The organism is Pantoea sp. SJZ147 (assembly GCF_007828605.1).
Lineage (GTDB): Bacteria > Pseudomonadota > Gammaproteobacteria > Enterobacterales > Enterobacteriaceae > Pantoea > Pantoea allii.
Map to the genome: position 1 here is coordinate 160,079 of NZ_VIVB01000012.1, position 26,531 is coordinate 186,609.

General features: G+C 50.5%; 27 protein-coding genes and 1 pseudogene. 9 read left to right on the forward strand and 19 right to left on the reverse strand.

What is annotated here, in order from left to right; all coding sequences use genetic code 11:
* Nucleotides 1–150: 150 nt before the first annotated feature.
* Nucleotides 151–552: a MysB family protein gene (locus FBY13_RS17950; RefSeq protein WP_063879032.1), complete on the forward strand. Its 402-nt coding sequence runs from the start codon at nt 151–153 to the stop codon at nt 550–552.
* Here FBY13_RS17950 and FBY13_RS17955 read toward each other — a convergent pair.
* The 3 genes from FBY13_RS17955 to FBY13_RS17965 all read right to left on the reverse strand — a co-directional run bounded on the left by FBY13_RS17955 (nt 543) and on the right by FBY13_RS17965 (nt 5,013).
* Nucleotides 543–782 (reverse strand): YceK/YidQ family lipoprotein, encoded by a 240-nt coding sequence (locus FBY13_RS17955; RefSeq protein ID WP_063879031.1) that lies wholly within the window; start codon nt 780–782, stop codon nt 543–545. The genes FBY13_RS17950 and FBY13_RS17955 overlap by 10 nt on opposite strands.
* 147 nt (nt 783–929) lie before the next feature.
* Entirely contained in the window at nt 930–3,482 is a 2,553-nt protein-coding gene (gene mdoH / locus FBY13_RS17960) for a glucans biosynthesis glucosyltransferase MdoH (RefSeq protein ID WP_063879030.1), read from the reverse strand.
* The gene (locus FBY13_RS17965; protein ID WP_172823920.1) at nt 3,475–5,013 is read right to left on the reverse strand and encodes a glucan biosynthesis protein G; all 1,539 of its coding nucleotides are present in this window, start codon (nt 5,011–5,013) and stop codon (nt 3,475–3,477) included. The genes mdoH and FBY13_RS17965 overlap by 8 nt, the downstream gene beginning before the upstream one ends.
* Nucleotides 5,014–5,293: 280 nt before the next feature.
* On the opposite strand from FBY13_RS17965, the gene mdoC reads away from it, so the two are divergent.
* Entirely contained in the window at nt 5,294–6,418 is a 1,125-nt protein-coding gene (gene mdoC / locus FBY13_RS17970; protein ID WP_063879028.1) for a glucans biosynthesis protein MdoC, read from the forward strand.
* A gap of 33 nt (nt 6,419–6,451) precedes the next feature.
* On the opposite strand, the gene FBY13_RS17975 is transcribed toward mdoC, so the two are convergent.
* Nucleotides 6,452–7,912, reverse strand: a complete 1,461-nt coding sequence (locus FBY13_RS17975) for a phospholipase D family protein (RefSeq protein ID WP_063879027.1) — start codon at nt 7,910–7,912, stop codon at nt 6,452–6,454.
* 156 nt (nt 7,913–8,068) lie between these two features.
* Here FBY13_RS17975 and FBY13_RS17980 point away from each other — a divergent pair, with 156 nt between their 5' ends.
* Nucleotides 8,069–9,229, forward strand: a complete 1,161-nt coding sequence (locus tag FBY13_RS17980) for a hypothetical protein (protein ID WP_063879026.1) — start codon at nt 8,069–8,071, stop codon at nt 9,227–9,229.
* On the opposite strand, the gene FBY13_RS23490 is transcribed toward FBY13_RS17980, so the two are convergent.
* From FBY13_RS23490 to FBY13_RS18000, 6 genes are all read right to left on the reverse strand, one after another.
* Nucleotides 9,220–9,393, reverse strand: coding sequence for a hypothetical protein (locus tag FBY13_RS23490; protein WP_186440832.1), 174 nt, complete (start codon nt 9,391–9,393; stop codon nt 9,220–9,222). The two genes, FBY13_RS17980 and FBY13_RS23490, sit on opposite strands and share 10 nt — an antisense overlap.
* Nucleotides 9,394–9,425: 32 nt before the next feature.
* Nucleotides 9,426–9,569: a hypothetical protein gene (locus FBY13_RS23495; RefSeq protein WP_014606152.1), complete on the reverse strand. Its 144-nt coding sequence runs from the start codon at nt 9,567–9,569 to the stop codon at nt 9,426–9,428.
* Between the two features lie 131 nt (nt 9,570–9,700).
* Nucleotides 9,701–11,107 (reverse strand): efflux transporter outer membrane subunit, encoded by a 1,407-nt coding sequence (locus tag FBY13_RS17985; protein ID WP_145394802.1) that lies wholly within the window; start codon nt 11,105–11,107, stop codon nt 9,701–9,703.
* Nucleotides 11,104–12,198, reverse strand: coding sequence for an HlyD family secretion protein (locus FBY13_RS17990; RefSeq protein ID WP_145394803.1), 1,095 nt, complete (start codon nt 12,196–12,198; stop codon nt 11,104–11,106). The genes FBY13_RS17985 and FBY13_RS17990 overlap by 4 nt, the downstream gene beginning before the upstream one ends.
* Nucleotides 12,198–13,880, reverse strand: a complete 1,683-nt coding sequence (locus FBY13_RS17995; protein WP_145394804.1) for an MFS transporter — start codon at nt 13,878–13,880, stop codon at nt 12,198–12,200. The genes FBY13_RS17990 and FBY13_RS17995 overlap by 1 nt, the downstream gene beginning before the upstream one ends.
* A 2-nt stretch (nt 13,881–13,882) precedes the next feature.
* Complete coding sequence (locus tag FBY13_RS18000) at nt 13,883–14,311, reverse strand: MarR family winged helix-turn-helix transcriptional regulator (protein WP_145394805.1); 429 nt, start codon at nt 14,309–14,311, stop codon at nt 13,883–13,885.
* 154 nt (nt 14,312–14,465) lie between these two features.
* Between FBY13_RS18000 and FBY13_RS18005 the strand changes: the two genes are divergently transcribed.
* From FBY13_RS18005 to FBY13_RS18020, 4 genes are all read left to right on the forward strand, one after another.
* Entirely contained in the window at nt 14,466–15,311 is an 846-nt protein-coding gene (locus tag FBY13_RS18005; protein ID WP_063879022.1) for an AraC family transcriptional regulator, read from the forward strand.
* Nucleotides 15,312–15,353: 42 nt separating this feature from the next.
* Complete coding sequence (locus FBY13_RS18010) at nt 15,354–15,761, forward strand: DUF2000 domain-containing protein (RefSeq protein ID WP_164484303.1); 408 nt, start codon at nt 15,354–15,356, stop codon at nt 15,759–15,761.
* 372 nt (nt 15,762–16,133) lie between these two features.
* Nucleotides 16,134–16,394, forward strand: coding sequence for a biofilm/acid-resistance regulator YmgB/AriR (locus tag FBY13_RS18015; protein WP_063879020.1), 261 nt, complete (start codon nt 16,134–16,136; stop codon nt 16,392–16,394).
* Nucleotides 16,395–16,528: 134 nt separating this feature from the next.
* Nucleotides 16,529–18,034 (forward strand): SulP family inorganic anion transporter, encoded by a 1,506-nt coding sequence (locus FBY13_RS18020; protein ID WP_186440833.1) that lies wholly within the window; start codon nt 16,529–16,531, stop codon nt 18,032–18,034.
* A gap of 37 nt (nt 18,035–18,071) precedes the next feature.
* Here the strand turns inward: FBY13_RS18020 and FBY13_RS18025 are convergent, their stop codons facing one another.
* The 8 genes from FBY13_RS18025 to FBY13_RS18060 form a co-directional block, all read right to left on the reverse strand.
* A complete protein-coding gene (locus tag FBY13_RS18025) occupies nt 18,072–18,269 on the reverse strand; it encodes a DUF6404 family protein (protein ID WP_063879018.1) in 198 nt (65 codons plus the stop codon).
* 242 nt (nt 18,270–18,511) lie between these two features.
* Entirely contained in the window at nt 18,512–18,655 is a 144-nt protein-coding gene (locus FBY13_RS23500) for a hypothetical protein (RefSeq protein ID WP_186440834.1), read from the reverse strand.
* A 183-nt stretch (nt 18,656–18,838) separates the two neighbouring features.
* On the reverse strand, nt 18,839–19,108 hold the full coding sequence (locus FBY13_RS18030) for a YrhK family protein (protein ID WP_145394806.1): 270 nt from the start codon (nt 19,106–19,108) through the stop codon (nt 18,839–18,841).
* Between the two features lie 300 nt (nt 19,109–19,408).
* Nucleotides 19,409–19,810 carry a hypothetical protein gene (locus tag FBY13_RS18035; RefSeq protein ID WP_063879016.1) on the reverse strand — a complete coding sequence of 134 codons (402 nt, stop codon included), beginning with the start codon at nt 19,808–19,810 and terminating at the stop codon, nt 19,409–19,411.
* Between the two features lie 1,033 nt (nt 19,811–20,843).
* Nucleotides 20,844–21,050: a hypothetical protein gene (locus tag FBY13_RS18040; protein ID WP_063879015.1), complete on the reverse strand. Its 207-nt coding sequence runs from the start codon at nt 21,048–21,050 to the stop codon at nt 20,844–20,846.
* A gap of 411 nt (nt 21,051–21,461) precedes the next feature.
* Nucleotides 21,462–21,770 (reverse strand): hypothetical protein, encoded by a 309-nt coding sequence (locus FBY13_RS18045; protein WP_096012310.1) that lies wholly within the window; start codon nt 21,768–21,770, stop codon nt 21,462–21,464.
* A gap of 653 nt (nt 21,771–22,423) precedes the next feature.
* Nucleotides 22,424–22,645, reverse strand: coding sequence for a hypothetical protein (locus FBY13_RS18055; RefSeq protein ID WP_145394807.1), 222 nt, complete (start codon nt 22,643–22,645; stop codon nt 22,424–22,426).
* Nucleotides 22,642–23,046, reverse strand: coding sequence for a hypothetical protein (locus FBY13_RS18060; protein WP_255474505.1), 405 nt, complete (start codon nt 23,044–23,046; stop codon nt 22,642–22,644). Before FBY13_RS18060 ends, FBY13_RS18055 begins: the two co-directional genes overlap by 4 nt.
* Nucleotides 23,047–24,219: 1,173 nt before the next feature.
* Between FBY13_RS18060 and FBY13_RS18065 the strand changes: the two genes are divergently transcribed.
* Together FBY13_RS18065 and FBY13_RS18070 are read left to right on the forward strand one after the other, a co-directional pair.
* On the forward strand, nt 24,220–25,086 hold the full coding sequence (locus FBY13_RS18065; RefSeq protein ID WP_145394808.1) for a hypothetical protein: 867 nt from the start codon (nt 24,220–24,222) through the stop codon (nt 25,084–25,086).
* 257 nt (nt 25,087–25,343) lie between these two features.
* Nucleotides 25,344–25,721: a hypothetical protein gene (locus FBY13_RS18070; RefSeq protein ID WP_145394809.1), complete on the forward strand. Its 378-nt coding sequence runs from the start codon at nt 25,344–25,346 to the stop codon at nt 25,719–25,721.
* Nucleotides 25,722–25,926: 205 nt separating this feature from the next.
* On the opposite strand, the pseudogene FBY13_RS18075 reads toward FBY13_RS18070, so the two are convergent.
* Nucleotides 25,927–26,439: pseudogene (locus FBY13_RS18075) on the reverse strand (DUF4113 domain-containing protein); the annotation flags it as partial.
* Nucleotides 26,440–26,531 lie beyond the last annotated feature (92 nt).

A 26,531-nucleotide genomic window follows, 5' to 3' on the forward strand; every position in this document is an offset into this window, starting at 1 on the left:
TTGCATACAGAGCCGTTATTCAGCCAGTAAACGGCTCTGATGGTGCAGTTTATGGCCCGAATTTCTGACCTGCGCAGCGTCCTGACTTTCCCTCCTGAAATTTTGGTCTATTCTTCACTGAAATCACGTTAATCAGGCAAGGAGAGAAGCATGAGTATGTTCACTACACTGGAAGAAGCGATTGAGGCTGCACGTGAAGAATTTCTCGTCAGTCATCCGGATATTGAGCAAGACGATGCCTCAATCAACCAGTTTGGCCTGCAAAAATATGTGATGCAGGATGGCGACATCATGTGGCAGGCAGAGTTTTTTGAAGATGAAGGGGATTCAGGCGAGTGTTTACCGGTGCGCAGCGGTGAAGCCGCTCAGGCTATTTTCGACGGCGATTTCGATGAAATTGAACTGCGTCAGGAGTGGTTAGCGGAGAATACGCTGCATGAATGGGATGACGGTGAGTTCCAGCTTGAGCCACCGCTGGACAGCGAGGAAGGTAAAGCCGCTGCACAGGAATGGGAAGACGACAACAGCGACTCTGACCGCAGTTACTCATAAGGTCCGTGGCTGGCATCCACCGGTATCAGTAAAGTATCGACCACCAGCGACAGCGGCAGGTCGAGAATCGTGATCACCCGCCATGCGCCATCCCGGATATCCCACTTTACGCCAGAATAAAACTGATTACCGTGTCCCTGTCCGGGCACGGTACGGCTGATAATACTGCCGCAGCCGCTCAGGGTGACAACAGCCAGGGATAACGCGGTTAATTTAGCGAATTTATTCACAGTGGTGACCCAGATTAAACAGCCGCTATTTTAATCACGAGTGAGGCTGGGTTGCCATCCCATTTCGGTAAAAGTGCAAAATAATGTTGCTGTCTGTAACCTGACGACAGGCATAAAAAAAGCGGCATCTCTGCCGCTTTTTAAGTATTACGCCTGATGCGGTAGCGCATCGGGGTTGAGAGGGAGTTTTTGATAACTCTCTACCCACTGATGATACTTCTCACCGTTTTCCCACAAGCGAGTATGCACACGAGCCAGCACCACCGGATCGCTGATCAGCTGCAGACGCTGCTCCCGACTCAGTTTTTCCGGTGCATCACTCAATGCCTGATCAACCCGGCGATCGCGCGCATAATCCAGCAACTGACTCTGCTTATGACGTGAGGTGGCCAGTGCCGTCGCCAGGGCGTTAAACGCCGGATGGAACAGCGCATGCATAAAGCCATTTTTCAGCGCACGTTGACGGTTCAGCTCCACATAGCGGTCTGTGTCTAACAGCTCCTTCGGCGGATCGTACTCCTCCGGTATCAGGAACAGCTTCGCGTTCTTACTCTTAATGCCAAGGCCTGAGCGGCTCGACATCACCGATACAAAAGGTGACAGAATAAGCGAGAACACGATAGGTGCCAGCCACCACAGGAAGTTGAGATCCAACCAGCCCATGCCGGCGGCCCAGACGATACCTAACGCCATTTGTGAACCGTGGCGCTTAAAGGCTTCGCTCCATGGCGTTGCATCATCGTCACGCTGTGGCGAGTTCCACACCACTTCCCAGCCCAGGAACGCGCTGACCACAAAAACGGTGTGGAACAGCATACGTACCGGCGCCAGCAGTACCGAGAACAGCATTTCCAGCAGCAGAGACACGAACAGACGCAGTGCACCACCGTAAGGTTTCGCCCCTTTGCACCAGATCAGCACGACGCTCAGCAGTTTCGGCAGGAACAACAGTACCAGCGTGGTTGAGAACAGGGCTATCGCCAGTTCAGGACGCCACTGCGGCCACACCGGGAACAGCTGTCTTGGCTGCAGGAAGTAGGTCGGCTCCATCAGCGTATGTACCACCTGAAGCGCGGTGGACAGTGCCAGGAACAGAAACCACAACGGTGCTGACAGATAGGACATCACGCCCGTCAGGAAGACGGCACGGTGAACCGGATGCATTCCTTTCACCAGGAACAGGCGGAAGTTCATCAGGTTACCATGACACCAGCGGCGGTCACGTTTAAGCTCGTCCAGCAGATTTGGCGGAAGCTCCTCATAGGAGCCCGGCAAATCATAGGCGATCCAGACGCCCCAACCGGCACGGCGCATCAAGGCCGCTTCAACGAAGTCATGCGACAGGATGGAGCCGGCAAATGAACCTTCGCCAGGCAACGGTGCCAGCGCGCAGTGCTCGATAAAGGGTTTCACACGAATGATGGCGTTATGGCCCCAGTAGTGCGACTCACCCAACTGCCAGAAGTGCAGACCGGCGGTAAATAACGGCCCATAAACCCGGGTAGCAAACTGCTGGCAACGCGCATACAGCGTGTCCATGCCCGACGCTTTTGGCGATGACTGAATGATACCGGCATTAGGATTCGCATCCATCATGCGCACCAGCCCCGTCAGACATTCCCCGCTCATGACGCTATCGGCATCCAGCACCACCATATAGCTGTAGTTGCTGCCCCAGCGGCGGCAGAAGTCATCAATGTTGCCGCTTTTACGCTTCACACGACGACGACGACGACGGTAGAAAATCTTGCCTGCGCCACCAACATCACGGACCAGTTCCATCCAGGCTTTCTGCTCAGCAATGGCGATGTCGGCATCATAGCTGTCGCTCAGGATGTAAACATCAAAGTGCTCAGCATTACCCGTGCGTACCACGGATTCCCAGGTCGCCCGTAAACCGGCGAAAACGCGTCCCACGTCTTCGTTACAGATCGGCATGATCAGTGCGGTACGGTGCTCAGGATTAAGCGGTTCATCCCCGACGGTAGAGTAAGAGATACTGTATTTATCCCGGCCAATCAGCAGTTGCAGAAAGCCCATCAATGCCGTCCAGAAGCCCGCCGACACCCAACAGAACAGAATCGCAAACAGGAACAAAATCCCGGTCTGCAACACATAAGGCAGGATCTGCATGACAGACTGCTGCCAGTTCTGGTTGATCATGTCCATGGGGTCCAGCAACGTCCAGCCCTGGTAAGGCAAAATGGTTTTCATATACCAGGTGGCGACCACGGTCTGCATGATGGTGAGGATCAACAGGATATAGCGGCGAATGGAGCCAACGTGACGCCACTTTTCTTCGGCGCGCTGCTCTTCGACCGTCGCATAACGGGGCACAGACTTATGGCCACGTAATGAGTCCCAGGCACGTGCCAGCGGGTTTGTTCGCCAGGCTTCGGGGAACATCAATGAACGCTTCACTTTCGGCATCGCCTTAAGCGTGGTGCGATCAAGATAATCCTTGCCCAACTGCTGGCCGTCAGCGAGGGAATCGGACCAGGCCATTTCCACGCGTGACGATACCGATTTTAAGGGAGCATCGTCAGGACGATCGCTGGCAGCCACATCCCGGCCCAGCGATTCGTGTAACTGGTGAAACGTCTGCGCGTTTTGCAGTGACGCAGCCAGACGCATTTTTCCTGCCGCATCCAGCGGCAGGGCTTCTACATAACGTTGAGGTGTAAAAGTCAGATTATTCATTGGCAGGTAACTGATAGCTCCAGGTTTCCGTCAATGTTTTGTCACCGCTCACCAGCGCTGCGCGCATCTCCGTGGCCTGCTTGTTATCTTTAACACGCAGACGCAGTACCAGACGCCAGCCTTTGGTCACCGGATTGTAGCGAACGCTTTGTTCCACCACTTCACCGTTTTTACCTACGCTGACCTGCGGTGCAACCTGGCTGTCGGCAGGCATTTCACTCATGTCTTTCCCAACGAAATCGATGGTGAAGGCCACGGTGCCATCCGGTTGACGGACTAAATTTGACTGCTTCACGTCGCCGGCTGAACGCAGAGTATCTTTCACCCAGGCAACATCGTCAGAATGCAGTTTGTTTTCATTACGGCCAAAGTGCAGACGATAGTTGAAATCCATCGCTTTGCCCGGTTCTGGCAGGTTTTCCGGTGTCCAGAAAGCCACGATGTTATCGTTCGTCTCATCGGCGGTTGGAATCTCCACCAGCTCAACGCGCCCTTTGCCCCAGTCACCGAGTGGCTCAACCCAGCCGCTCGGGCGCAGGTCGTAACGGTCATCCAGATCCTGATAGTTATTGAAATCACGGCCGCGCTGTAACAGCCCGAAGCCTTTAGGATTTTCAATCGTATAGGTGCTCACGGCCAGATGGCGTGGGTTATTCAGCGGACGCCAGATCCACTCACCGTTGCCGCTGTGAATCGACAGACCGTCTGAATCATGCAGTTCAGGGCGGAAATTAGACACTGGCGATGGCTGGTTGCGGCCAAACAGGAACATACTGGTTAACGGTGCAATGCCCAGTTTACCGACGCTGTCGCGTAAATAGACTTTGGTCTGCACATCCACCGTGGACTCCTGGCCCGGGTGAATCGTAAAGCGGTAAGCACCGGTTGCGCGTGGCGAATCCAGCAGCGCATAGATCACCAGCTGCTTGTCCTGCGGTTTTGGACGCTCAATCCAGAACTCTTTAAAACGCGGGAACTCTTCGCCTGAGGGCAGCGCAGTATCGATTGCCAGACCACGGGCAGACAGACCATAGACCTGGCCTGCACCAATCACGCGGAAATAGCTGGCGCCGAGGAAGCTGGCGATTTCGTCATCTTTCTTGTTCTTACTGTTCAACGGATACAGGACTTTGAAACCGGCAAAGCCAAGGTTTTTAACCGCATCGGCATCGTGTTTCACATTGCCGAAGTTGAAATAATCAGGACTGTATTTGATTTCACGTACCGTATTGGCGGTGATCTCGTTAATTTTCACCGGCAGATCGAAGTACATCCCCTGATGATAGAATTCGAGTTTGAACGGCGTACGCAGTTTGCCCCAATACGCTTTATCGTGGTTGAACTGAATCTGCTGGTAGTCAGCAAATTTCATATCACGAAATTGAGAGGGTAAATTACTTTTTGGCGCTTCGAAGCTTTTTCCAGACAGATCTTTGGCTTGTTTAGCCACATCATCAAAGTTAAACGCCCAACTGTTGTTGGCATACAAAGCCAGCAGGACTGCCGCGCCAATCCAGCGCATTTTCGTCAGCCCAACATTATTTTTTACTTTAGTCAGCACATCCCCCCCTTTCGTGTGCTTAATACAAACCCGCTTATCTTAATGGATAATTCGGCTTTCCGACAGCTTATGCGCAACAATGTTCCCGATAATCCGCTACTCAGGGGGTGATTTTAGGACAATTAAACGTTACGGGCTCAACTGAGATTCAACTGATAGTAAACTCTGTTATCTGCAGCTAGAATTTCCTTCCGACATAATACGGTTTCAGGGCGAAACCGGCTAAAACGTACTAACGAACTGGAACTTTATGAGTACAATAAAAACTGAGCGTGAATATTTTCTCGACTCCATTCGGGCCTGTTTGATGTTATTGGGCGTGCCGTTTCACGTTTCCCTGATCTATTCGTCACAGAAGTGGGCCGTCAACAGCAGCGAAGCCTCGCTCTGGCTCACCACCCTCAATGATTTTATTCATGCGTTCCGCATGCAGGTCTTTTTTGTCATCTCCGGCTACTTTTCTTACATGCTCTATCTGCGCTATCAGCCTCAGCGCTTTCTGAAAGTGCGTTTAGAGCGGGTTGGCATCCCGATGCTGACAGCAGTGCCACTCATCACGCTTCCGCAGTTTTTTATGCTTAAGGCATGGACAACAAAGTACGCGGACTGGGGCACGCTTCCCCTTTACGACAAATTCAACAACCTGATGTGGGAGCTGATCTCGCACCTGTGGTTTTTACTGGTGCTGTTGATTCTTACCACATTGGGGATGATAACCTTCCGCTGGCTGCGCGATCAGAAGCGTAACATTGATTATCAGCATGTGGGCTGGAGTAAGCTGGCGCTCGGCCTGGTGGTCTGGTGTCTTCTCTGGGGCGGCTTTCGTCGTATTGTGTTTTACACTCACCCTGCGCTGTTAAGCGACGCACTGTTTAATTTTGTCGTGATGCAGACCCTGTTTTACCTGCCCTTTTTCATGTTGGGTGCGCTCAGTTGGAAACATCAGGCATTAAAACAGCTGTTTGTGCGAGTGAATCCGGTGCTGTTTATCGGCGCTGTGTTGCTGCTGGTGGCTTATATCGTCAACCAGCGGACGAGCAGCGGTGAGGGCTGGTTGTATGAGCTAGACGCGTTAATCAGCAGCATGATGGGCCTGTGTATGCTGAACGTCTGTTACAGCCTGGGGCATAAACTGCTTAACTCGCATTCTCCACGCATCATGTACCTGGTGAACGCCTCGCTGTTTATTTACCTGGTGCACCATCCCCTGACGCTGTTATACGGGATCTACGTTACGCCAGTGCTGCATAATAATACGCTGGGCTTTCTGCTGGGCCTGGTCATGGTGTTTGGTGTCTCATTTACGTTGTATGAGTTGCACCTGCGTGTTCCTGTACTGCGCTTTCTGTTTTCCGGTAAACCACAGAAGCGATAACAAAATAAGGCGATCGCTGACGATCGCCTTATTTTAGAGCAGCCACTCGATAGGTAAGCGCCACACGAGTCGAACTTGTAAACGCTGCCACCATGAGCAGCCCGGTTCATGCTTGTGAATCACCTGCTGCGCCTCGCCTGGGTACTCCAGCCAGTTCACCCTGCCCCACTTATCCAGTTGTAAGGTCCAGGCGCGATCGCGCATCGAGTCGCTAAACCGCTGGTGCGTGTCGGCGGCCAGCTTTTCACTTTCGATCACCAGCCCCATTTCGGTATTGAGCACTGCGGAGCGCGGATCGAAGTTAAACGACCCGATAAACAGTATCTTTTCATCTACCGAGAACGTCTTCGCATGCAGGCTTGAACCGGAGTTACCGGTTAAGCCGCGATCGTGCGGCGCGTCGTTCAGCCCGGCCTGAGGTTTTAACTCGAACAGCGAGATACCGTGCCGCAGCAGCTTTTTCCGCCATTTCGCATAGCCCGCATGCACAATGGATACGTCGTTTGCCGCCAGCGAGTTGGTTAAAATAGCAATCTTCACACCTTTGCGCTTTAAGGCCAGCAACTGGGCAACGCCGGCGCGGGTTGGCACAAAGTAAGCGGAAATAATGTCAAACTGACGCTGGGGCGTGCCGATCACTTCCAGCATACGCTGTGGCAGGAGTGACCTACGGCGGGCTTTCCCTAGTCCTTTGCGTGGATCATCGCTTAACAATCGCGTCTTTGCCCAGACAAAGGGTAAGGTGTCCTGCGTCAGTTGGTTAATCAGCGAAGAGTGATCCAGCCGGTCAAGATAATGCTGTACTGCCTCGCTGTCTCGCCATTCCGGTGGCAGCACCACGTCAGGATGCTCTGTTGCCTGCTGTTCCAGTACCTCGTTCAGCGGCGAAACCGGTTTACTGTTCCAGTACCGTTCAAAGTCGTCTGCCACCTCGTTAACCACTGAACCGATAGCCAGCACGTCGAGATCGGCAAAAAGCGGCTCATTACCTGTACCAAAATATTCGTCGCCAATATTGCGTCCTCCCACGACCGTGGTGACGCCATCTGCTGTGAAGCTTTTGTTATGCATACGCCGGTTAAGGCGAGCAAAGTCAGTGAGATAACCCAGGGCACGTAAGGTACGAAAGGAGAACGGATTGAACAGCCGGACGGTGATATTGGGATGATGATTAAGCTGGGCCAGGGTATCGTCCAGCCCCGGCGTATTGTTATCGTCCAGCAACAACCGTACGGTGACACCGCGATTCGCGGCCTCCAGCATGGCGCTAAACAGCAGCCTGCCAGACATATCGTTTTGCCAGATATAGTATTGTATATCCAGCGTCTTCGCGGCTTTCTCCATCAGCAGGAAACGGGCGGCAAAAGCATCGAGTCCGTCGCTGAGCGGATGAATACCGCTCAACCCCGGATGCTGCTGACAAAGTGGAACAAGCCGTTGTTCAAGCCAGCTCTGCTGTGATGGGCTCTGGGGCAGTTCAAACGCTTCGGTCATGGATATTCCCTAAATCATCCTGTCATTTATTATTATTCCTCCGCGCGACAGCGTATGCCAGCGTCGGTTGCACATCAGACATGCTGATGGCAGCGTTTTTTAGTCTAGACTTAGTCGAACGATCTGTGACTGAGATTTGTCTGGCAGGAGAGGAATATGAGTAACCCGCCCTTAACTGACGACCGATTACGCCATCATCCCCGCCTGTTCCAGAGTTTTTTTCAGGGCAGCTTCCCCTGTTCCACCGCCTGCCGTACACCGGGCAAACGGCTGGATATGGTGATCAGCAGTGGGCACGATATGCTGCTCAGGAAAGACTATGCCGCGCTGGTCGACCTGCGTGTGTTAACCGCGCGGGACGGCGCACGCTGGCACCTGATTGAAAAAACACCCAACCAGTATGACTGGAGTAGCTTTCTGCCCATGGTCGAAGCGGCTCGGGATAATCAGTTACAGGTTATCTGGGAACTGGCCCACTTTGGCTATCCCGACCACATTAATATCTGGAAAGCGGGCTTTGTCGACCACTTCGAACGTTATGCTCGGGAAATGGCAAGGGTGATTCTCGATCAGGGCATCCAGCAGCCTTTTTTCACCCCCATTAACCAGATCTCATTCTGGTCATGGGCAGGCGCAGATGTAGCCTGGTTTAATCCGCATGCCAGCCAGCGCGGTAAAGAGCTGAAGCGGCAACTGGTTCGCGCGTCCCTGGCCGCCATCCAGGCTATTCGCGAAGTGATCCCTGATGCGCGTTTTGTGCTTACCGATCCACTGGTACAAATTGCCCATCATCCTGACAATCCAGACAGCAAACCCGGGGCTGATGCACAGCACCAGGCGCAGTTTGAAGCCTGGGATATGTTAGCCGGTCGGCTTGATAAGGAACTGGGTGGGCGCGAAGATTGCCTGGATATTCTGGGGCTGAATTACTATCCCGATAACCACTGGTTCTTCCCCGATCAGCCGATGGATAAAGACGATCCCGTACGCGCCCCGCTTCATCTTCTCCTGGCCCAATACTGGCAACGTTACCAACGCCCGATGCTGATAGCCGAAACCGGTGCCGAAGGCGAAGCCCGCGCGAGCTGGTTACAGGAAGTCAGTGAAAACGTTGCCGTCGCGCTAGACCAGGGCATTGCAATGGAAGGGATTTCACTTTACCCGGTGGTGGAATACCCGTCATGGGCAGATGACAGGCGTTCGCCGGGTTCACTGTTGGGTCTGGCCGATCCCAATGGCAACCGCACCGTGCATGAGAACCTGGCACTGGTGCTGCGGAGCCAGCAGATAAAATTCAGTAAGCGCGATCAGACCTGACGCGACGGGGGTTTGGGATAGCAGGTCTGCGTGTCAACGCCTTCCAGCGGTGAGGCCTGATGGCTGTCGTTTAGCCACGTCACCACAAACAAGAAAGTGACACCGATCAGGCAAGCCGTCAGCAAGCCAATAATTGCAATCAGTTTATCATCTCTCGATTCCATCCCTCACTCCTTTCAGGTCCGGTTGATAAACACTAGCTCATCCAGAGCGTGACGATCAGAACAAAAATGATCAGCGTTACTGACGTCACCGCAAGCACCACAATCGCAAAGTGAGCATCGGCAAGCGGCTGAACCACGGGTTCATCGTGCTCTTCTGGTGGGCTGGGTAACAACATGCTCTTCCTGGTTAACGCGTGACTCAAGGCTACATTTGCGGGTTACAGTGTAGAGCAATCTTATTCAGTAATCCGTTCTTTTACAAACCTACGCAGAGGAGACGATACGGCCAAAATACGTTGACCGCTAATCACTGCTTCACCGGCTCGCGCGAAGCCGCGTTTTCAGGAGACCAGCCACCGCCCAATGCGCGATACAGCTCAATTTGCGCCTGCAACAGATTATTTTTGACCGTGACCAGATTCAACTGGGTTGCAAACAGGGTACGTTGTGCATCCAGTTCATCCAGATAAGAGGCATAACCGTTTTGGTAACGGTTGGTCGCAATGCGCAGCGCCTCGGCAACAAACTGTTCCTGCTTCTGCAGCGCCGCCTGCTGAGCTTCCCCCTGACGGATCGCATCCAGTGCATTATTCACCTCGGAAAACGCGTTACGCACCACTTTCTCATAGCTGTACAGGGCCTGATTCCGCGAGGCCATGGAAACATCGACCTGAGCGGTCAAGGCTTCACGATTCAGTAACGGCGCCAGAATACTGCCCCCTACACTCCACAGGCGGAAGGGATCGTCCACCAGCTGGTGCAACACGGAACTCTGCAGCGTGCCGGATGCGGTCAGGTTAATCCCCGGCAGCAGCTTCGCTTTGGAAGAAGCCAGCGTGGCATCGGCGGCCAGTAGCTGACGCTGCGCCTGCACAATATCAGGACGGCGATTCAGCAAGGCAGAAGGCAGCACGCCCGGCATGACCTGCGGCATAATGGCAGTGAATTCGCGCTGGCGAGCGATTTCTCGTGGGTTCATGCCCACCAGGATGCTGAGCGCATTTTCCTGTTGCGCAATTTGGTGCTGGAGCTGCGGCACCTGGGCTTTGGCAGATTCATATTCTGATGACGCCTGCATCCACTCAAGCCGTGACGTGTAGCCCGTTTCGAACTGGCGTTGCGCCAGCCTGAGCGAGTGACTCCGCGTTGCCAGTGTGTCCTCGGTAACGCGCAGCTGCTCATCAAGCGCGCACAGCGTCATATAACCCGATGCAACGGAACTGGCGATGGTCAGTTCGGCTGCCGAGGCGGCGGCCTGTTGTGCTTCCAGCGTTGCCTGCGACGCATCGATCGAACGGCTGCGTGCGCCCCACAAATCCACATTGTAGCTGGCCTGCAGCTGTCCCTGAAAAACGGAGGTGTCATTAGGCTGACCGGTTGCCGCGGACAGCGCACGCTGACGCGTTGCAGCCACGCCCCCGCTCAGCGTCGGGAAGTCGTCCCCCTGCGCTGCACGCAACTGGGCCCGGTATTGATCAACCCGCGCGCGGGCAATCAATATGTCTGGATTATTGCGTAATGCCTGGCTCACTAACCGATTGAGGTCTGGATCGCCAAACGCCTGCCACCATGCCGCTTCCGGCGGCGCAGAAGGCCCAACCTGCTCACGCCATTGTGGCGGAATCGGCAAAGATGCCGGGGCTTTGTCGACCTGGGTACTGCATCCCGCAAGGACGATCGCCAGCAGGCCTGCGGCTACGCGATAGCCCATCATGGCGTTTTTTCTCCGTCTGCGCTTGCAGCCGTATCAATACTGACTTCAACCGACATGCCGGGACGAAGCTGCTGCTGAACCTCCGGCGAGACATCAATACGTACCGGAATACGCTGCGCGATTTTGACGAAGTTACCGGTCGCATTGTCCGGCGAGATGGCGCTAAATTCTGATCCCGCTGCGGGTGAGAGATATTCGACGTGACCGTGGAATGTTTTACCGTCCAGCGCATCAACACGAATCGTCACCGGCAATCCGGCACGAATATGGGCCAGTTGGGTTTCTTTGTAATTGGCGATAATCCATTTATGGTTCGGCACCACCGACGTCAGGCGCGTTCCGGCCGTTACGTAGGCACCTTTACGCACCGATAACTGCCCCAGCTGTCCTTCATCAGGTGACGTAATGCGCGTGTTAGCCAGATCGATCTCTGCCAGTTCCAGCGCCGCGTTTGCACTGGCCACATCCGCCTCCAGCGAGGCGCGGTTAACAATGACCGTTTGTAAGTTCTGCTGGGCGACGGCAACCTGTGCTTCGGCCTGATGCAACTGCGCCAGGCCCTGTGCATTTGCCGCCCGCGCCGCATCGCGCTCGCGAACCGAGAGCGAACCGTCAGCAGCCAGATTTTCGACACGTTTAAGGTCCAGGCCGCTTTTCACCGCCTGTGCTTTGGCGTTTTCCAGCGCCGCTTTATTACTTTGAATGGTTGCCTGCGCGCTGAGACGCTGCTGCTGATTATTACTCAGCGCCGCCTGCTTCATTGCCAGTTGGGCCTGGGCCTGGTGCAGGCGCTGACGATAAATACGGTCGTCAATCGTCATCAGTAACTGGCCTTTTTTTACCGGCTGCAGGTCAACCACATTCACGGCCGTCAGATAACCGCTGACCTGCGGGCTAATAAACGTGACCTGCCCTCGGACATAGGCGTTTTCCGTGCTCTGCACGGAACTGGTGAAGGGCCAGAGCTGCCAGGCATACAGAATCACCAGCACGCCAATCACCACAATACCGCTGCCTAAGGCAATGGAGAGAATACGACGGCGATTTGCCCGGTCGCGCTCTGCTGCCTGAAGTTCATCCTGCTGACTCATTATTGCTCCGTTCGTTCTTGTGCGGCGGCAAGCTGACGCTGCTCTGCCAGATTGAATGTGGCCTGTCGCCAGTCGAGATAGCGCCGGCGGGTTAAGCGCCACAGCACCCACATCAGGGTGATCAGCGCCAGCGCGGCCGTCAGCAGATAGGTGTCGTTATAGGCCAGCACGTTGGCCTGTAAGGTTGCAACTGACTGAAGCTGGCTGATGCTTTGCGCACTCAGCAGCGCACTGTCGCTGATTTGACTGTTAAACAAAGCACCATATTGATTAAGCCGTTCGCTGACATTGGGGTCCAGTAACGATAATTGATCGCCGAGCAGGCTGGAGTGATATTTTTCACGCCACGTCTGAAAGGTCCCCAGAATAGCCGAGCCGATTAAGCCGCCCAGGTTTTGGCTCATGCCGAACAGCACCACAAAACTGACCAGGTTTTTAGGCTGGGTCACTACGCTGCCGATCCCCATCAACATCGCCGGGGCCATAAAAAAGGCGCTACCAAATCCCAGTAAAAACTGACTCAAGTACATGTTATTGGCACGAGTGACCGGACTGGACTGCGCATCCATCAGAGAGGCGATGATCATCACGATGAGCGACACCACAATCGGCCAGTTAAGATGGGTAGGTTTAATGGTCAGCGCACTGGCTGCAATCCCGGCAATGACACCGGCGATGATGGCAAAGGCCAGGCCGTGCATCTGATCATTCTGTAGACCCATCTGCTGTAAAAAACCTATCGCACCGGTATTCTGCTCCGCCAGCACGATACGAATCATGATCATCACAATGCCTAAACGCACGATCGACCCGTTGCTGAGCCAGCGCGTGTTGATCAGGGGATTGCGGCGGTTATGCTCAATCACAAATGCGGAGACGATCAGCACTAATGCCAGCGCAGCGCATATCCCCAGCCACGGTGTGCTAAACCACCATTCAATGCGGCCAAGCGACAACACGCCGCACAACAGCGCCATGCCCGGAGCCAGCAGCATAAAGGTGACGAAATCCATCTTTTCGAACGCCTTGATGCGATCGCCCGGCGGCAACTTAACCACCAGCACTGCGCCCAGGGCAATCAGGGCTAAGCCCAGCTCAAACAGGTAAAGCCCGCGCCACTCGTCAAGCTGGAGCAATTCGCTGGAAAAGAGCCGGGCCAGCGGAATCGCTAACTGAGAAACGGTCAGGCCGATGACCAGCGCTTTCAGGCGATGTTTCGCCGGCCACGCCTGGACCTGATAATAGATGCCCAGCGAACTCAAAGCGGCCCCCACCATGCCATGTGCCGTGCGCACAATAATCGCCGAGCTGAGATCGTTGGCAAAAAGATGGAAAAAGGCGACGAGCACATAAACCACCAGAAAAGCTTCGGTAAACACCCGCAGTCCGAACTGCTGGCGAAATTTTACCAGCAGCAGGTTAATGGAGATATTCCCCATCACATACACTGCCGGTAGCCAGGCAATTTCATTCGAATAAGCCGCAAAGGTGCCCTGCAGATTTGTCAGATTGGCGCTGACCAGCGCATTGCTTAAGGCACCTGTCAGGGAGATCAACAGGCCGATTAAGCCAAATGCCAGGCGTTTAGGCGTTGAATGCAGCGGGGTGGAAGGTGACCCCGGCAGCATGGGTTTTTCATGTGGCAACCATTCACGCGCAGCGTAGGGATTGCGCCGGGCCATAATTACATCGTTCCCATTCGGGTCAGAAGCGTCTCTAACACGCGCTCAACAATCACCAGCTCCTGAGGATCGATATCATCCAGCAATTCAGTACGCAATGCATCGGCGTGCGTTTTGACCTTCACAAAGGCTTCGTTGCCCTTTTCAGTCAGAACCAGATGGCGTTTGCGACGATCTTCAACGGGCTGCACGCGCATCAGCAGATCCTGTTTCACCAGGCGGTCTATTAGCGGCACCATGCTGGCATCCTCCAGCCCCATCCGCTGCGCCAGCTCAGTTTGTGTAAGCCGCTGAGGCTCGCTGGCGATCAATCCTATCGCCATCCAGCTGCTGGTGCTTAATCCGCTGTCTTTTAAGTGACGATCAACGGCCAGGCGCCAGGCGTGGGCGGTAAGATGCAGTAAATGCGTAAAGGTACGGTTAGATGACATTTAAGTAGCAACCTAATGATTAGAGTTCTAATTAGTTGAATAAGTTATTATACGCAAAGCAAATTGCGAATGAAAAGTGCCTAATCTGTTAAATAATGGATAATCGCGGCAGAATGTACAGGTTGATACTCTCGTAAAAGTCCTCTGGAGTAAAATGCGTGTGAAAGATTCATCAGACAGCTGGGTTGATTTACGTCGCGACCCGAACAGCGGCATTGAATCCATACGGGCGCATTTTACCGGCCATGCCTACGATCCTCACTGGCATGACAGCTATTTAATTGGCGTGACGGAACAAGGCGTACAGCAGTTCCATTCACGACGTCAACGTCACCAAAGCCGCCCCGGCACTGTCTTTATGTTGGAACCTGAAGAGCTTCACGATGGCGATGCGATTGATGCGCAGGGCTTTACCTACCGTATGCTGTATCTGTCACCTCATCATCTGCATCAGCATCTTGCGCCCGCCTGTCTTGATGGCCCGCCTTGCGGAGAACTGCGTTTTGCCACCACGCTGCAGGATGATGGTCAACTCTCCTGGGCAGTCTGGCATGCGTTTGAAGCGCTGTGGCACGATCATCCCCAACTCATTAAAGATGCGGCGCTGGACCGTTTATTCCGGCAACTTCGTCACTATCCTGTCTGGCATGGTGCGAAAACGGATGCGGCTCTGTCGCTGGCGCATCAGGCTCGCGACTGGTTAATCGCTTATCATGCGGACAATCCCGGGATTGCACAGCTGGCACAGGCCCTCAACGTTGATCGCTTTCGTCTTTCCCGGCTGTTTCAGCAGCAATGGGGCTTACCGCCGCACGCCTGGTTAGTACAGTGGCGGCTCAGCCAGGCACGACGTCGGCTGGCTATCGGTGAATCGCCTGCACAGGTTGCAGCCGAACTGGGTTTTGCCGACCAAAGTCATCTGGGCCGCTGGTTTAAGCGTGCCTGCCAACTGACTCCCGCCCGTTACCAGCAGCTGTGCACAAATCTTCCAGACGCCTGAAAAGAGCCTTGCCACAATGGCTTTTTGTCTCAGGAGAAGAACATGACAGAATCACGATGTGTAATGATATTGAACAGCGCGCTACCCACAGGCAAAGCGGCAAATGCCGCAGCCGTCATCGCCCTGACGGTGGGCCAGCGTCATCCTTCTCTGACAGGTGAAGCCCTTGAGGATGCCGACACGCGGCGCTTTCCCGGTCTGATTCCCGTAGGTATTCCCGTGCTGGCTGCAGATGTACACCAGCTCAGTGCCTTATGGCATCAGGCTGAAGAGGCGGAATGCGACATTGTGGTATTCCCGGAAGAAGGTCAGTCGACCACGGATTACGGCGCGTTCACGGCCGCAATGAAGACACTGCCGGCGGCAGAATGGCGTTTACTGGGTATCGCGGTAGTCGGTGACAAGAAAAAGGTGCGTAAGCTGACGGCAAAACTCAATCTGTTTGGTTAACGCTGTCGGGGGAATGCTGTTTTCGTGAAGAAATTGTTATTTTGTACACATTTTGTTGTACACATTGCCTGCAAAAAAAATTATCTAACCTATTAATTAATAGGCGTTAGCATTTTTTGTCTAATAATTTACTTGTACAATTAAAGTTTCATTGTATAACTTTACAGCCAACGAGTTGTGATCACGACTCTGTAACGAATGATGCATCTGCGTCGCCTCTGAAGGTGTAATGGATTTCCACCCTCAGAGGTTTCTTTTTTGACCATCTGGACCTGTTTACGGCGTTGGGTTCCATTGTATTTTATGCGATGGCTTTTAGGTCTGTTTGTCCTGCTGTCCGCCCGGGTAGCTGGCTATTTGAAAGGCTAACACATGCAAAACACACTGCCCCAAACTGATAAAGAGATTGCTGAATATTTTACCGTTGCGGCACATAAGCCTGACAGTGATATGGAAATTCTTGGAATGGTGGTCGCAGAAATTCTGCAGTCAGGGATGGCCGTTAATAACAAAGCGATTATTTCTAAACTGATTCATCGTCTTGAACTGGAACGTGACGAAGTTTCACTCGATGTTTATCGTCACCTGCTGGAGCTGGTGGTCTACAAAACACCTGACGACTTAACGGTATAATCCCTGCTCCATGGATGGAGTCATTTCTCTTTCTCTGGCTTCTTCGTTTATCGATCGGTAACATCTGCCCCTCATCATATCCAGTCTGCCTTGCCTTTCGCGCAAGATGAAAATAAAAGAGCCTGCACAACATTATGATTCAACAAAATGATGTCGCCACTGCTGCGGTTGTGGAAAACGATATCAGTGTGAGGCGCGTATTGCGTTCGCCTGCACTGCTTACCCGAGAATGTCTGGCTGGCGTGATTACCGCCCTGGCATTAATCCCGGAAGTCATCTCGTTTTCTGTTATCGCGGGTGTCGATCCTAAAGTCAGCCTGTTCGCCTCGGTGGTGCTTTGCCTGACCCTGTCCATGCTTGGCGGCCGCCCTGCCATGGTGACCGCGGCAGCGGGATCGGTGGCGCTGGTGATTGGCCCGATGGTACATGTACATGGCGTGGCCTATATCCTGCCTGCGGTGGTGATGGCCGGACTGATTCAGATTCTGTTTGGTGTGACAGGCATGTCCCGGGCGATGCGCTACATTCCACGTTCCGTGATGATAGGTTTTGTTAATGCCCTTGGGGTTTTGATTTTCTTTGCCCAGGTGCCTCATGTCTGGGGCCAGTCACCCTTGGTATGGGCGCTCTTCGCCGTCACTCTGGCGATTGTGCTGCTACTGCCACGCGTGCTTAAAAGTGTTCCTTCTCCTCTGGTCGCCATTGTTGTCGTGACTGGCGTGGCGCTGTTGATGGGCTATCGCGTACCTGATGTGGGAGATGAAGGCCCGATGAGTGCCGGGCTGCCCGATTTCACGACCTTAGCCGTACCGCTCAATCTACACACGCTGCAGATCATCTGGCCCACCGCCCTGAGTATTGCGTTTGTCGGTCTGATGGAATCGCTGCTAACGGCCAAGTTAGTTGATGACCTCACAGATACGCCTTCCAGCAAACGCCGGGAATCATGGGGACTGGGCATAGGTAATATTCTTGCTGGCTTTTACGGCGGAATCGCGGGATGTGCGATGATCGGGCAGACGATCGTTAACGTGGAATTAGGCAAAGCGCGCAGCCGGGTTTCGACGGTGGCTGCAGGCCTGGTCCTGTTACTTCTGGTCACCGGTCTGAGCCATGTTATGGCTAAAATTCCCATGGTGGTGCTGGCCGGAATCATGATGGTCGTCGCCGTGAAAACCGTCAACTGGCATAGCCTGCAACCTGCGACGCTGAAACGGATGCCCTGGTCGGAAACCCTGGTGATGGTGTTGACGGTCGGCATAACGGTGTTGACGGGTAATTTGGCTCTCGGGGTACTGGCCGGCGTTATCGTTGCGATGCTGTTATTTGCACGCCGCGTGGCGCATGTAATCCATGCCGAAAGACAGCTAAGCGAAGATGGCCAATCAGTGCGCTACTTCGTGCGCGGACCGCTGTTTTTTGCCAGCAGCAACGACCTGTTTGAGCACTTTGATTACGCGCACGACCCGCAATCTGTCACCATCGATTTAACCCATGCACAAATCTGGGATGCATCAACCGTGGCGGCACTGGACGGTATCGAATACCGTTACCAGCGCTATGGCACCCAGGTCACAATTGAAGGCCTGGATATGCGTAGCAGCGACTTTCATCGGCGCTTAACCGGCAATCTGGGCTAAGTGCCTGGCCTGCTGCTTCCGGGCAGCAGGCCGACGGTCAGGCTTGCTGCCGCCGTGCTCTGTAGCGCGCAACCATGGTGATCAGCGCCTGATAAAGCAGCCCGGCATAAAGACTCATTAAAATCGCCAGTCCAATCTCTTTACCCTGCTGCTGCCATGACATAAACCACATGAAGACGCCCCACAGAACCGAAAAAATCAGCCAGCCTCGGACGAATTTCAAAATGCCATTCATAACATCACTCCTCTTTATTGATGCGCTACCTTAGCGGGAGTTGTGGCAAAAAACCGGATCACTGTCGTGAGATGAGAAGTATCTCAAAAAACAAACAAATGGGCTTCGTCGCTTCGCTTTTATCCCCAGCCACCGTATTTTTAATAACGGTCGTCTACAATTAGCTTACTGTTAATTTCATAAGGGAAATAGCATGAATCGTCGTCTGACCTTTTTCGCTGCTGTTTTTGTAACATCTACGCTCACCGCCTGCGCGCCACCGCCGCCAGGTCCGGGTTGTGCTGCACCGCCACCACCACCGCACGATCGTCGCCCTCCGCCACCGCCTCCTGCACCGCCAGGACAGGCATTCGCGCCGCCGCCGCCCGGACAAGCTGAAGCGCCACCACCACCACCGCCTACCACGGGTCAACAGACGCCACCACCACCAGCGCGCACCTGGTAATCCGGCAGCAAACCATCACACAATTTATCTCTAAATCACGCATAGCCTGACCGCAGCGTAAAACCATACGGTCAGGCTGATTTGCCTGAAGAGAAGTGATCAGGCTGAGGAAAACGGCCTTAAATCATCCCTGATTTACTGACTGTGAGCGATAAACGCGCCTGACGTGGACGAGTTCCGCCAGGGTTATCGCCGGACGTAACAGCAACTGAAGACTGCCGACCACAAATAACCAGGTGCCGCCGGTCATCAGCGAATCGAAGAAAAAAAGGATGCTCCCTGTCAGAAACCAGATGGCGATAAAAAGATCGTTGAGTGCGCCAAGGGCGCGGTAGCGACGTTCTATTATGATGTGGTCTGAACCGAAATCGATTTCTGCTTGATGTCCGGGCACGGCCTGTCCTTATCTTTTACTGGTAAAAACGACTTATGATAAGGTTAGTGCATTGAAAGCCACAATAAATGCATCATTCCCAATATCTGCATCTTACCTTGGAAAACAGAAACCTTCGCTCGTGAAAAGTAAAGATAAGCAGCCCGCACTCCCCTATTCTGATCTGAAAATCAGCATGAGATTGACCTGAATTTTATGTCGTTCATCATAAATAGGGAAAACTCCTGTAAAGAAACGATTAGCAGACGCATTCGAAAATGCGTCTTAAGATAGTCTCTCATAAGGAGGAAAATCTGTTCTTTACTGAATTTTATCCGCCTGAATGGTCACAGTGCCTGTATTATCCGCACAGTTGTTATCGCCAATATAAGCGATGAGATAATAATTACTTCCAGCCACGTTGATCTGTTGTGAAGTGCTGCTGATCGAAGAACCCCACCTTGCCGTGCTCATCCCACCAGCCATGTTTACGTGGTCAATCTGACAAGACGTGCCAGAAGCACAATTGGCGCTGTTTGAGGTCAGGTAAATGTTATATGTACCCGCATCAAGATTGAATTTCAGTGGTGAACCGCTTTGAACTTTGCTGTTAACAGCTTCAGGATCAAAGCAGTTGTTTTTTGCATCTACAACAAAAGATGCAGCCTGACTACCAAACGACAGTGATACTAAACTTAATGCGATGAGAGTTTTGAATTTCATTGTTGTGACTCCAGTTTAATTTGACGTGAATGCCTGAGCACTGTTTGGTCTGCATTACACGGACCTTGCGCTCCATTTCATACTGCATTCAGGCTTATGCGATTGCCACGGACATACGTCCGGCTATCGATAGCACGTCAACTGGGATTGGCAGGCATGACGCAAAGTACCAACCTCACGTTTCTTCTAGTGGGTTTGTTTGCGGCTTTTTTAAACCGGTTTCGGCGCTACATTACGTGGTGAAGAAATTATGTCAGGCAGGTGTTGTAAGGTCAGGCGTTGATCCGATCAACTTTCGTTTCCCTTGGATGATTTAACGATAAGCATAACGTGGAGTGAAACCTGGATGACTGAGATGTGAACGCGCAACGGCAATCGAAAAGCGTAATACCCATAATAAAACTGGTAATGGATAGGCGATCCTGCCGCTGTACTGCAATTGAAGCATTTGCGTTAATAAAAGAAAATTGTCACGACCTGATTAGCACGCCAGGAACAGCTGAGGGCCGGTCCACAGACCTCGGCGTAACGCTCCACAATGCGAACGTGATGAGCGTACTGAAACATACATCAGAATCAGATTTTTTTAGACAGAAAGAGAAATGGCGTCAAGAGGGGATGTCGGGACTCAGAGACTCAGGGACTCAGGGACTCAGGGACTCAGGGACTCAGGGACTCAGGGACTCAGGGTGATACTTGAGGCACATATCCATAGCAAAACCACGTGAAATTATAGGAAATAGTAAAAATCATCGTCATCTCGCGTTTTATTATGGTCTGCGGCTTAAGCTTTCAACGTTGCTGCCGATAATCAAAATGTAATTGATAGTACCTTATATTTATAGCCCGTTTCGCTATGCCCACATCCGAGTGGGCTTTTTTATGCCTGCCGCATGCACATCGTGCCTTTTACTGATCAAAAGTCATTCAGTTATATCTAAAAGACAGGATCACTGTATGCTTGCACAGTCAGTCGAGACTGACTGCTGGATTTTCCCTTGTAACAGTTTCTGCCTGTGTAACGCAGGCCTTTTTAATTTATTGCCTTGCCTGCTCTGACAAATTCAGCTGCCATTCTGTAGACCTCAGCCTGAAGCGGGTTAGTTTCCTTTTCCATCCACTCTTCAAGTATTTCAGCAAGTTCCAAATCAAAAAAATTATCTTGCACATCAAGCAGTTCTAGTACGGCTTTACCGATAGCGGTGAAGATGACATAGGGCCGTTCATCATAGTCGTCCATGTGTGCCTAAGTTGTGAAACGGATGTGCATCATAGCACATTAAATGAACAATTGATTTTATTCCTGGCATCACGGCTGCTGTGCTTTTCTGGTTCACTCCTGCTGACGCTAAACGTTATCGTTTATGCATCTGGCTTTATCCTTAACGCCTCGCACCAGTGTCTTCCGTTTCCGCTCCGGCACAGCCTGACTAAGCCTTCCACCGCGACATTTCCATGCAGCAGACCATTTACGAACGGCTCTGTGATCGATACCAAAGCGCTTTGCCGTAACCTTATGCCCTTCCACGCCGGGAAGATAATGCTGTGCGACCTGAACCTTAACGCTGAGAACCTACTTGCTCATAAAAAACTGCACCTTACTCAGGTGGGTGTCAAACTGTTGGGGTGCAGTTCACGTTTAAACCCTGGTTTAATTCTTGTATCTTTTTCGATGTTCTTTGCATACGTCGATCACTGTCCCCATAGACTTCCCAGGATAAGGATGATCTCTTACTTCAGTCTGAAACCCAGCATCTTTAGGGGGTACCAGGTGATCAACGGTAATGTTTTCCAGCTTTGTCCACATCGGCAGGCTTAACCCATCATGCTCAATAATGGCCTCGATAAACGCGACAGCAAACACAATCTCACCAGCTTCGTCCTGAATGATTTCGTACTTGAAGTATTTATCGTCCACATTGTTGATGTAGATAGTTTTAGCAACAGATAAACAAGTCATGAGCGCCTCATTTCATAAAATAAATTAATAGATTAGTTCAACATCCATGACAGAGTGAGTCTTGAACCTATCTTTTGAACATTTATTTATAGAAAATGTGAAAAATCACTAATGTGTATCAGTTCATAGCCAATATCTTTTCTGTAGCGCTATCTGATGGTTTTAACAGCTCTGGCTTAAAGCCAGGCAACAAGCAAAAGCTGCTTTTCCTGGACCAGATTTCAATTTCACTTTTCGTGACTTACAAGCAAAAGGGATATCGCATCTCGATGGCAACATTTATACCAAACAGGAAATTTCAGAGCATAAGAACGTGAAACAAACCGCACGTTACAACAGGAAGAACGTGTTTGTGCTGGTTGTCGGAGGTCAGAAACAGGATTGATATATTATGAAGACATATTAGGATGTGGGACTTTAAAAACAAAAAACCGCCCAAAGAGGCGGCTTAAACGACATTGCTACTACTTGATTTTATTGGTGTTTCAATATGGTGCCCGGGGCGGGACTTGAACCCGCACGACCTTGCGATCGAGGGATTTTAAAAGCTATTGAGGCTTCTTAGCAATCATAAGCTCATGATACATAGTGACTTTCAACGTAACTATGCCAGCGCATTACTGCTACATAATTTGTTTTTACCGTCGCTAAAATCACCAGTCGCCAGGGCTTTCATCGTATATTTTTCGCACGGCAAACTTAAAGATATAGTACCCAATAACCAGTCCCGCTAAACTCGCCACGGCAAGGTAATATTTGTATACGTTATCAGAAAAAAACAAATACCAACCCGCATAGATGAGCGATAGACCACATATGCCGATACCAATGCCTTGAACAATGCGAGATATAGCAGCAAGCAGAAAATTTTTCATATATTTACTTTCTCAAAAAAGAAGCAGCACGTTTGGTGAAAATTTTCTCTATCTGTTAACCAAAGCTGTGCAGCGTCTTCAAAGGGTCTGGTTTTATCAGCCACTAAAAAATAAAGGAGATCCATATCACCCATGCGCCTTAAGGTGTCATAGATTGAAGGGTTTCTTCGTTGTAAATCTCTCGATACGTAAATCGCACGCGACATTGCAGCCCCTAGAGACATGATACTGCCGATAGTTAGCCCGGAGGCAATACGAGGAATTAAACGTGAAGAGAAAACATAACCCATGTTGGCAGTAGCCAATTGGTTGAATGTCATGCGGCCAACAAAATTCCCGCCTCCCTTAGCGGAAATCTCTTTCATCTTAGTGAAATCAACGTGTTGAAAAAAATTATCCATAAAAATTTTAATAACTTTTTCAAGATTATGCCTGGACGCCATCCCATGCTTTACTAATCGTATAAGTCTTTCTTTATCAAGAGAATTTACATATCGATCATCAGTATGGAAGAAATCATTGCCCAGCTAATAAAAATCGACGGGCAAGCTCATAAATCCCTGTATAAACCCCCGAAACATGTTGCTGTCCAAGTGAATAGCTTCTGCCATTTGATCAGCCAGCTTTCGCGCACTTATCATCGTTACCTCCATGTTTCCGACATAAATGACTATCTTCAAAGAAGATTATCTTAACTTTTTTATTAATAGTTTTCACACTTACGCTGACTATAAAATCATTAAAACTATCAACGCTGCTTGTTAAGCATAACCTAATGAAATATAAATTATTTTTCCTTTGAATACATCTGCGTTTGGCTAGCATGGCTCATTCGAGGTTTGTTAGCTCGAATCAAATACGTGCGCTGTAAAATTACAACCACCTCGATCCGTATTGTGCAAAAGATTGCAATGTTCTTATCATCTTTCTTATGCACCCTAGCCTCCCGCTTTTGGGCCGGAGACACAAACATCTGTAAATTATAAAGCCGCCTGCGTCAGTCAGATCCTTACGGTAATCATTTAGATTATTTTTACATCATAAGTTTATCTGCTCAGTTTACTGACGCTCGGACGCTGACTTTTGCAAACGCTTGTAAAACTGTCTAACCGTCTAAAGACAGATTATAAAAATGCCATCGCCAAGTCATCGCCATTTTGCTGCCACTGCCGAATTTCAGGCACAAAAAAACCGCCCAAAGAGGCGGCTTAAACGACATTACTACTACTTGATTTTATTGGTGTTTCAATATGGTGCCCGGGGCGGGACTTGAACCCGCACGACCTTGCGATCGAGGGATTTTAAATCAGTTTTTTTATGTCTATAAATCAATAAGTAAAGCTATTTTTTCATAATAAAACTCAAATCTGCCCCCATTACTTTTCAATGTCTTACGTAATCCAAGCCCTTAAAATTATGAAGTTTCCATAAGCACTGATCATCTATCAGGATGTGCGCCTAAGCATTCTTAAGATAGGATGATTCTCATTTTTATACCGATACATCACTCTGGTGCAATTGGATTGCATATAAAAGCCTTTGCACAAAAGACAAAAAGCAAAAAGGAAACATTCATGTCTAAAGAAAAGATAACGGAATTGAAAATCGCCTATGGCGGTAAGGCTTATGAAGACAATGAAATCGATGCCAAAACTCTTGGTGAAGCTCTAACATCTCTCGGCTCATTAATTGAACATGCAGAAAAAATAATTAACGGCGAAAGTTCTGAGGTTCAAGTGACAGTTAGGGCTACTAAGGAAGGGTCTTTTGAACTACTTGTGGCAGTAATGGGCGGATTGAAAACATTAGAAGCTCTCGGGTTTGTAGCTGGTGCTGGTTTAGCCACAGGGAGCTTGTTAGGAATCATTGAGTGGTTAAAAGGAAGAAAGGTGACAGATGTTATCATTGATGAAGCTCAAGGGACATCAACAATTGAGGTCGATGGCGAACAAGTAACCTGTCCTATTGAAGTCCAAAAATTAGTAACAAGCCCTTTAATCCGTAAAGAAATCGATAAGCTTGTTTATCGTCCGCTTCAAACTGAGCAAGATTCGACGTTTAAAATTCAGGACGGACGCAGAAATGTGATTAAGGTTTTGAAGGATGACGTTGATACTTTCAGAGCGCCACGCTCAACTACAGAACAGAAGACTCACATTGAAACTTTCACAAAAAATGTCAATTTCTCAAGAGTTAATTTCAACTCTTCTTCGGGATGGAAGATGATCCTTCCTGACATTGGTGAAGTAACCACCTCAATGAACGATGCTGCTTTTCTCGAGAGGGTAAGCGCTAACGAAGCAATTTTCTCGAAAGATGACCTGTTTGTGGTAGAGTACTCTGAAACTGTAAGTGAAAAAAACGGTGTCTTGAGCGGTCCGAAGTATTCGATTGAACGAGTAGTTCGACATCGCGCTGCAGCTAACCGAAAACAGGTTTAATCACGAATGTCTCTATTGGGTATAATGACCTACATTACTGTGTTTGCAGTCTGTGCTTTATTTGCATGGAAAGGTGTTCTTTACCTTTTAATTTGGAATAAACCTAATGATTACATAAGATTAACATACAAGGACGCTGAAGGTAAAACCCATGTGAAAGACATCAAGATTGGGAAAGATGTGGATTCACTTGAGCTCGCAAGGACTTTGAACAGTATAAACTCAAATGATAACAAAACGCATTTGGGTGGTTCAAAATGAACCAAAAAGCTTACTTAGCTTCACAGGCATGGTTCACCACCTTGTTTAGCTTGGCATTAAATCATTTTTTAGTTGTAAAGCTTCAAATGGCTTTTTTTACAAACCTTGTTCCGGGTGTTTCTGTGACTTTGTCACATGGGGTTATTCTTCTTATCGCATTAATAGGAATTCCTTCGTTAGCAGAGATAAGGTTAACCAAGACTCTTAAAGATGCTAGAGCTGAATATGTTCGTATTTTAGGCGCGGATGGCACAGCTGGTGATGTAAAAGATGCGTGCGAGAAGGCAATCAAAGAGATTGACCTAGCTATGCTAGCAAAATCCAAAGTCAAAATTAAAGCTTGTCAAAAAGATCATGAAGATAGTGTCAAGTGACAAACATCTATTCCTTATGTTGCTCTGGCTTTTAACGCATAAAAGTTAAATTGTTATCATACTGTCATGGGGTATCAGGGGTCGGGGTTCAAATCCTCTCGTGCCAACCAAATTATCCCTTAAAAAGCAGCCTCTTACGGCTGCTTTTTTATTGCCTGCGATTTGCGATGGTAAAACAATGGTAAAATGATGGTAAAACTCATCCTCATTTTACTACTGGCAGGTCTGCAAAACGGGTTGTGTAAGCAGGTGACAGCATCTCACGCTTCATGGCCCAGGACTTCTCAATACCCTGCCCCGCAAAAAACAAACTTGCCTTGCCACTTTGGTTAAGCCCATCAACGACACGCATCAAAGCTTCACTGTTAGGCTGTGGCCGGTACTCATCGAACAGGTTGAGCTGAGAAACTCCCTGGCTGAAAAAATCGCCCAGCATCACTCCTGCTTTCATATATCGATGACCGTCGAGCCATATCTGATCCAGTGCGTCCATAGCCACCCGGATAATGTCGCGGGTATCGTTAGAAGGAGTGAGCAATTTCCCGTTGGCCTGATTGCCATAAAAAACCTCTCCCTCGGCGTGTGGGCTGGTTCGGACAAATACAGCTATCTGTTTGCAGTACTGCCTTTCCTTCCTCAGCTTTTCTGCAGCGCGTTCTGCGAAAGCACAGACGGCCTGACGCATATCCATGTATTCGGTGATGCGTGAGCCAAACTGACCTGCCCCCAGTATTAGATACAACCATCAGTTAGTAATGTCGGTTTGTTTACCTTCACATTTTCCATTCCGCCACCGTGCTGCAAACTCTG

What these genes read in the sequence shown, in the direction of transcription:
- FBY13_RS17950 (WP_063879032.1), top strand. Translation starts at nt 151, where the DNA reads ATGAGTATGTTCACTACACTGGAAGAAGCGATTGAGGCTGCACGTGAA.
- mdoH (WP_063879030.1), bottom strand. Translation starts at nt 3,482, where the DNA reads ATGAATAATCTGACTTTTACACCTCAACGTTATGTAGAAGCCCTGCCG.
- mdoC (WP_063879028.1), top strand. Translation starts at nt 5,294, where the DNA reads ATGAGTACAATAAAAACTGAGCGTGAATATTTTCTCGACTCCATTCGG.
- FBY13_RS17975 (WP_063879027.1), bottom strand. Translation starts at nt 7,912, where the DNA reads ATGACCGAAGCGTTTGAACTGCCCCAGAGCCCATCACAGCAGAGCTGG.
- FBY13_RS17980 (WP_063879026.1), top strand. Translation starts at nt 8,069, where the DNA reads ATGAGTAACCCGCCCTTAACTGACGACCGATTACGCCATCATCCCCGC.
- FBY13_RS23490 (WP_186440832.1), bottom strand. Translation starts at nt 9,393, where the DNA reads ATGGAATCGAGAGATGATAAACTGATTGCAATTATTGGCTTGCTGACG.
- FBY13_RS23495 (WP_014606152.1), bottom strand. Translation starts at nt 9,569, where the DNA reads ATGTTGTTACCCAGCCCACCAGAAGAGCACGATGAACCCGTGGTTCAG.
- FBY13_RS17985 (WP_145394802.1), bottom strand. Translation starts at nt 11,107, where the DNA reads ATGATGGGCTATCGCGTAGCCGCAGGCCTGCTGGCGATCGTCCTTGCG.
- FBY13_RS17990 (WP_145394803.1), bottom strand. Translation starts at nt 12,198, where the DNA reads ATGAGTCAGCAGGATGAACTTCAGGCAGCAGAGCGCGACCGGGCAAAT.
- FBY13_RS17995 (WP_145394804.1), bottom strand. Translation starts at nt 13,880, where the DNA reads ATGGCCCGGCGCAATCCCTACGCTGCGCGTGAATGGTTGCCACATGAA.
- FBY13_RS18000 (WP_145394805.1), bottom strand. Translation starts at nt 14,311, where the DNA reads ATGTCATCTAACCGTACCTTTACGCATTTACTGCATCTTACCGCCCAC.
- FBY13_RS18005 (WP_063879022.1), top strand. Translation starts at nt 14,466, where the DNA reads ATGCGTGTGAAAGATTCATCAGACAGCTGGGTTGATTTACGTCGCGAC.
- FBY13_RS18010 (WP_164484303.1), top strand. Translation starts at nt 15,354, where the DNA reads ATGACAGAATCACGATGTGTAATGATATTGAACAGCGCGCTACCCACA.
- FBY13_RS18015 (WP_063879020.1), top strand. Translation starts at nt 16,134, where the DNA reads ATGCAAAACACACTGCCCCAAACTGATAAAGAGATTGCTGAATATTTT.
- FBY13_RS18020 (WP_186440833.1), top strand. Translation starts at nt 16,529, where the DNA reads ATGATTCAACAAAATGATGTCGCCACTGCTGCGGTTGTGGAAAACGAT.
- FBY13_RS18025 (WP_063879018.1), bottom strand. Translation starts at nt 18,269, where the DNA reads ATGAATGGCATTTTGAAATTCGTCCGAGGCTGGCTGATTTTTTCGGTT.
- FBY13_RS18035 (WP_063879016.1), bottom strand. Translation starts at nt 19,810, where the DNA reads ATGAAATTCAAAACTCTCATCGCATTAAGTTTAGTATCACTGTCGTTT.
- FBY13_RS18040 (WP_063879015.1), bottom strand. Translation starts at nt 21,050, where the DNA reads ATGGACGACTATGATGAACGGCCCTATGTCATCTTCACCGCTATCGGT.
- FBY13_RS18045 (WP_096012310.1), bottom strand. Translation starts at nt 21,770, where the DNA reads ATGACTTGTTTATCTGTTGCTAAAACTATCTACATCAACAATGTGGAC.
- FBY13_RS18055 (WP_145394807.1), bottom strand. Translation starts at nt 22,645, where the DNA reads ATGAAAAATTTTCTGCTTGCTGCTATATCTCGCATTGTTCAAGGCATT.
- FBY13_RS18060 (WP_255474505.1), bottom strand. Translation starts at nt 23,046, where the DNA reads ATGGATAATTTTTTTCAACACGTTGATTTCACTAAGATGAAAGAGATT.
- FBY13_RS18065 (WP_145394808.1), top strand. Translation starts at nt 24,220, where the DNA reads ATGTCTAAAGAAAAGATAACGGAATTGAAAATCGCCTATGGCGGTAAG.
- FBY13_RS18070 (WP_145394809.1), top strand. Translation starts at nt 25,344, where the DNA reads ATGAACCAAAAAGCTTACTTAGCTTCACAGGCATGGTTCACCACCTTG.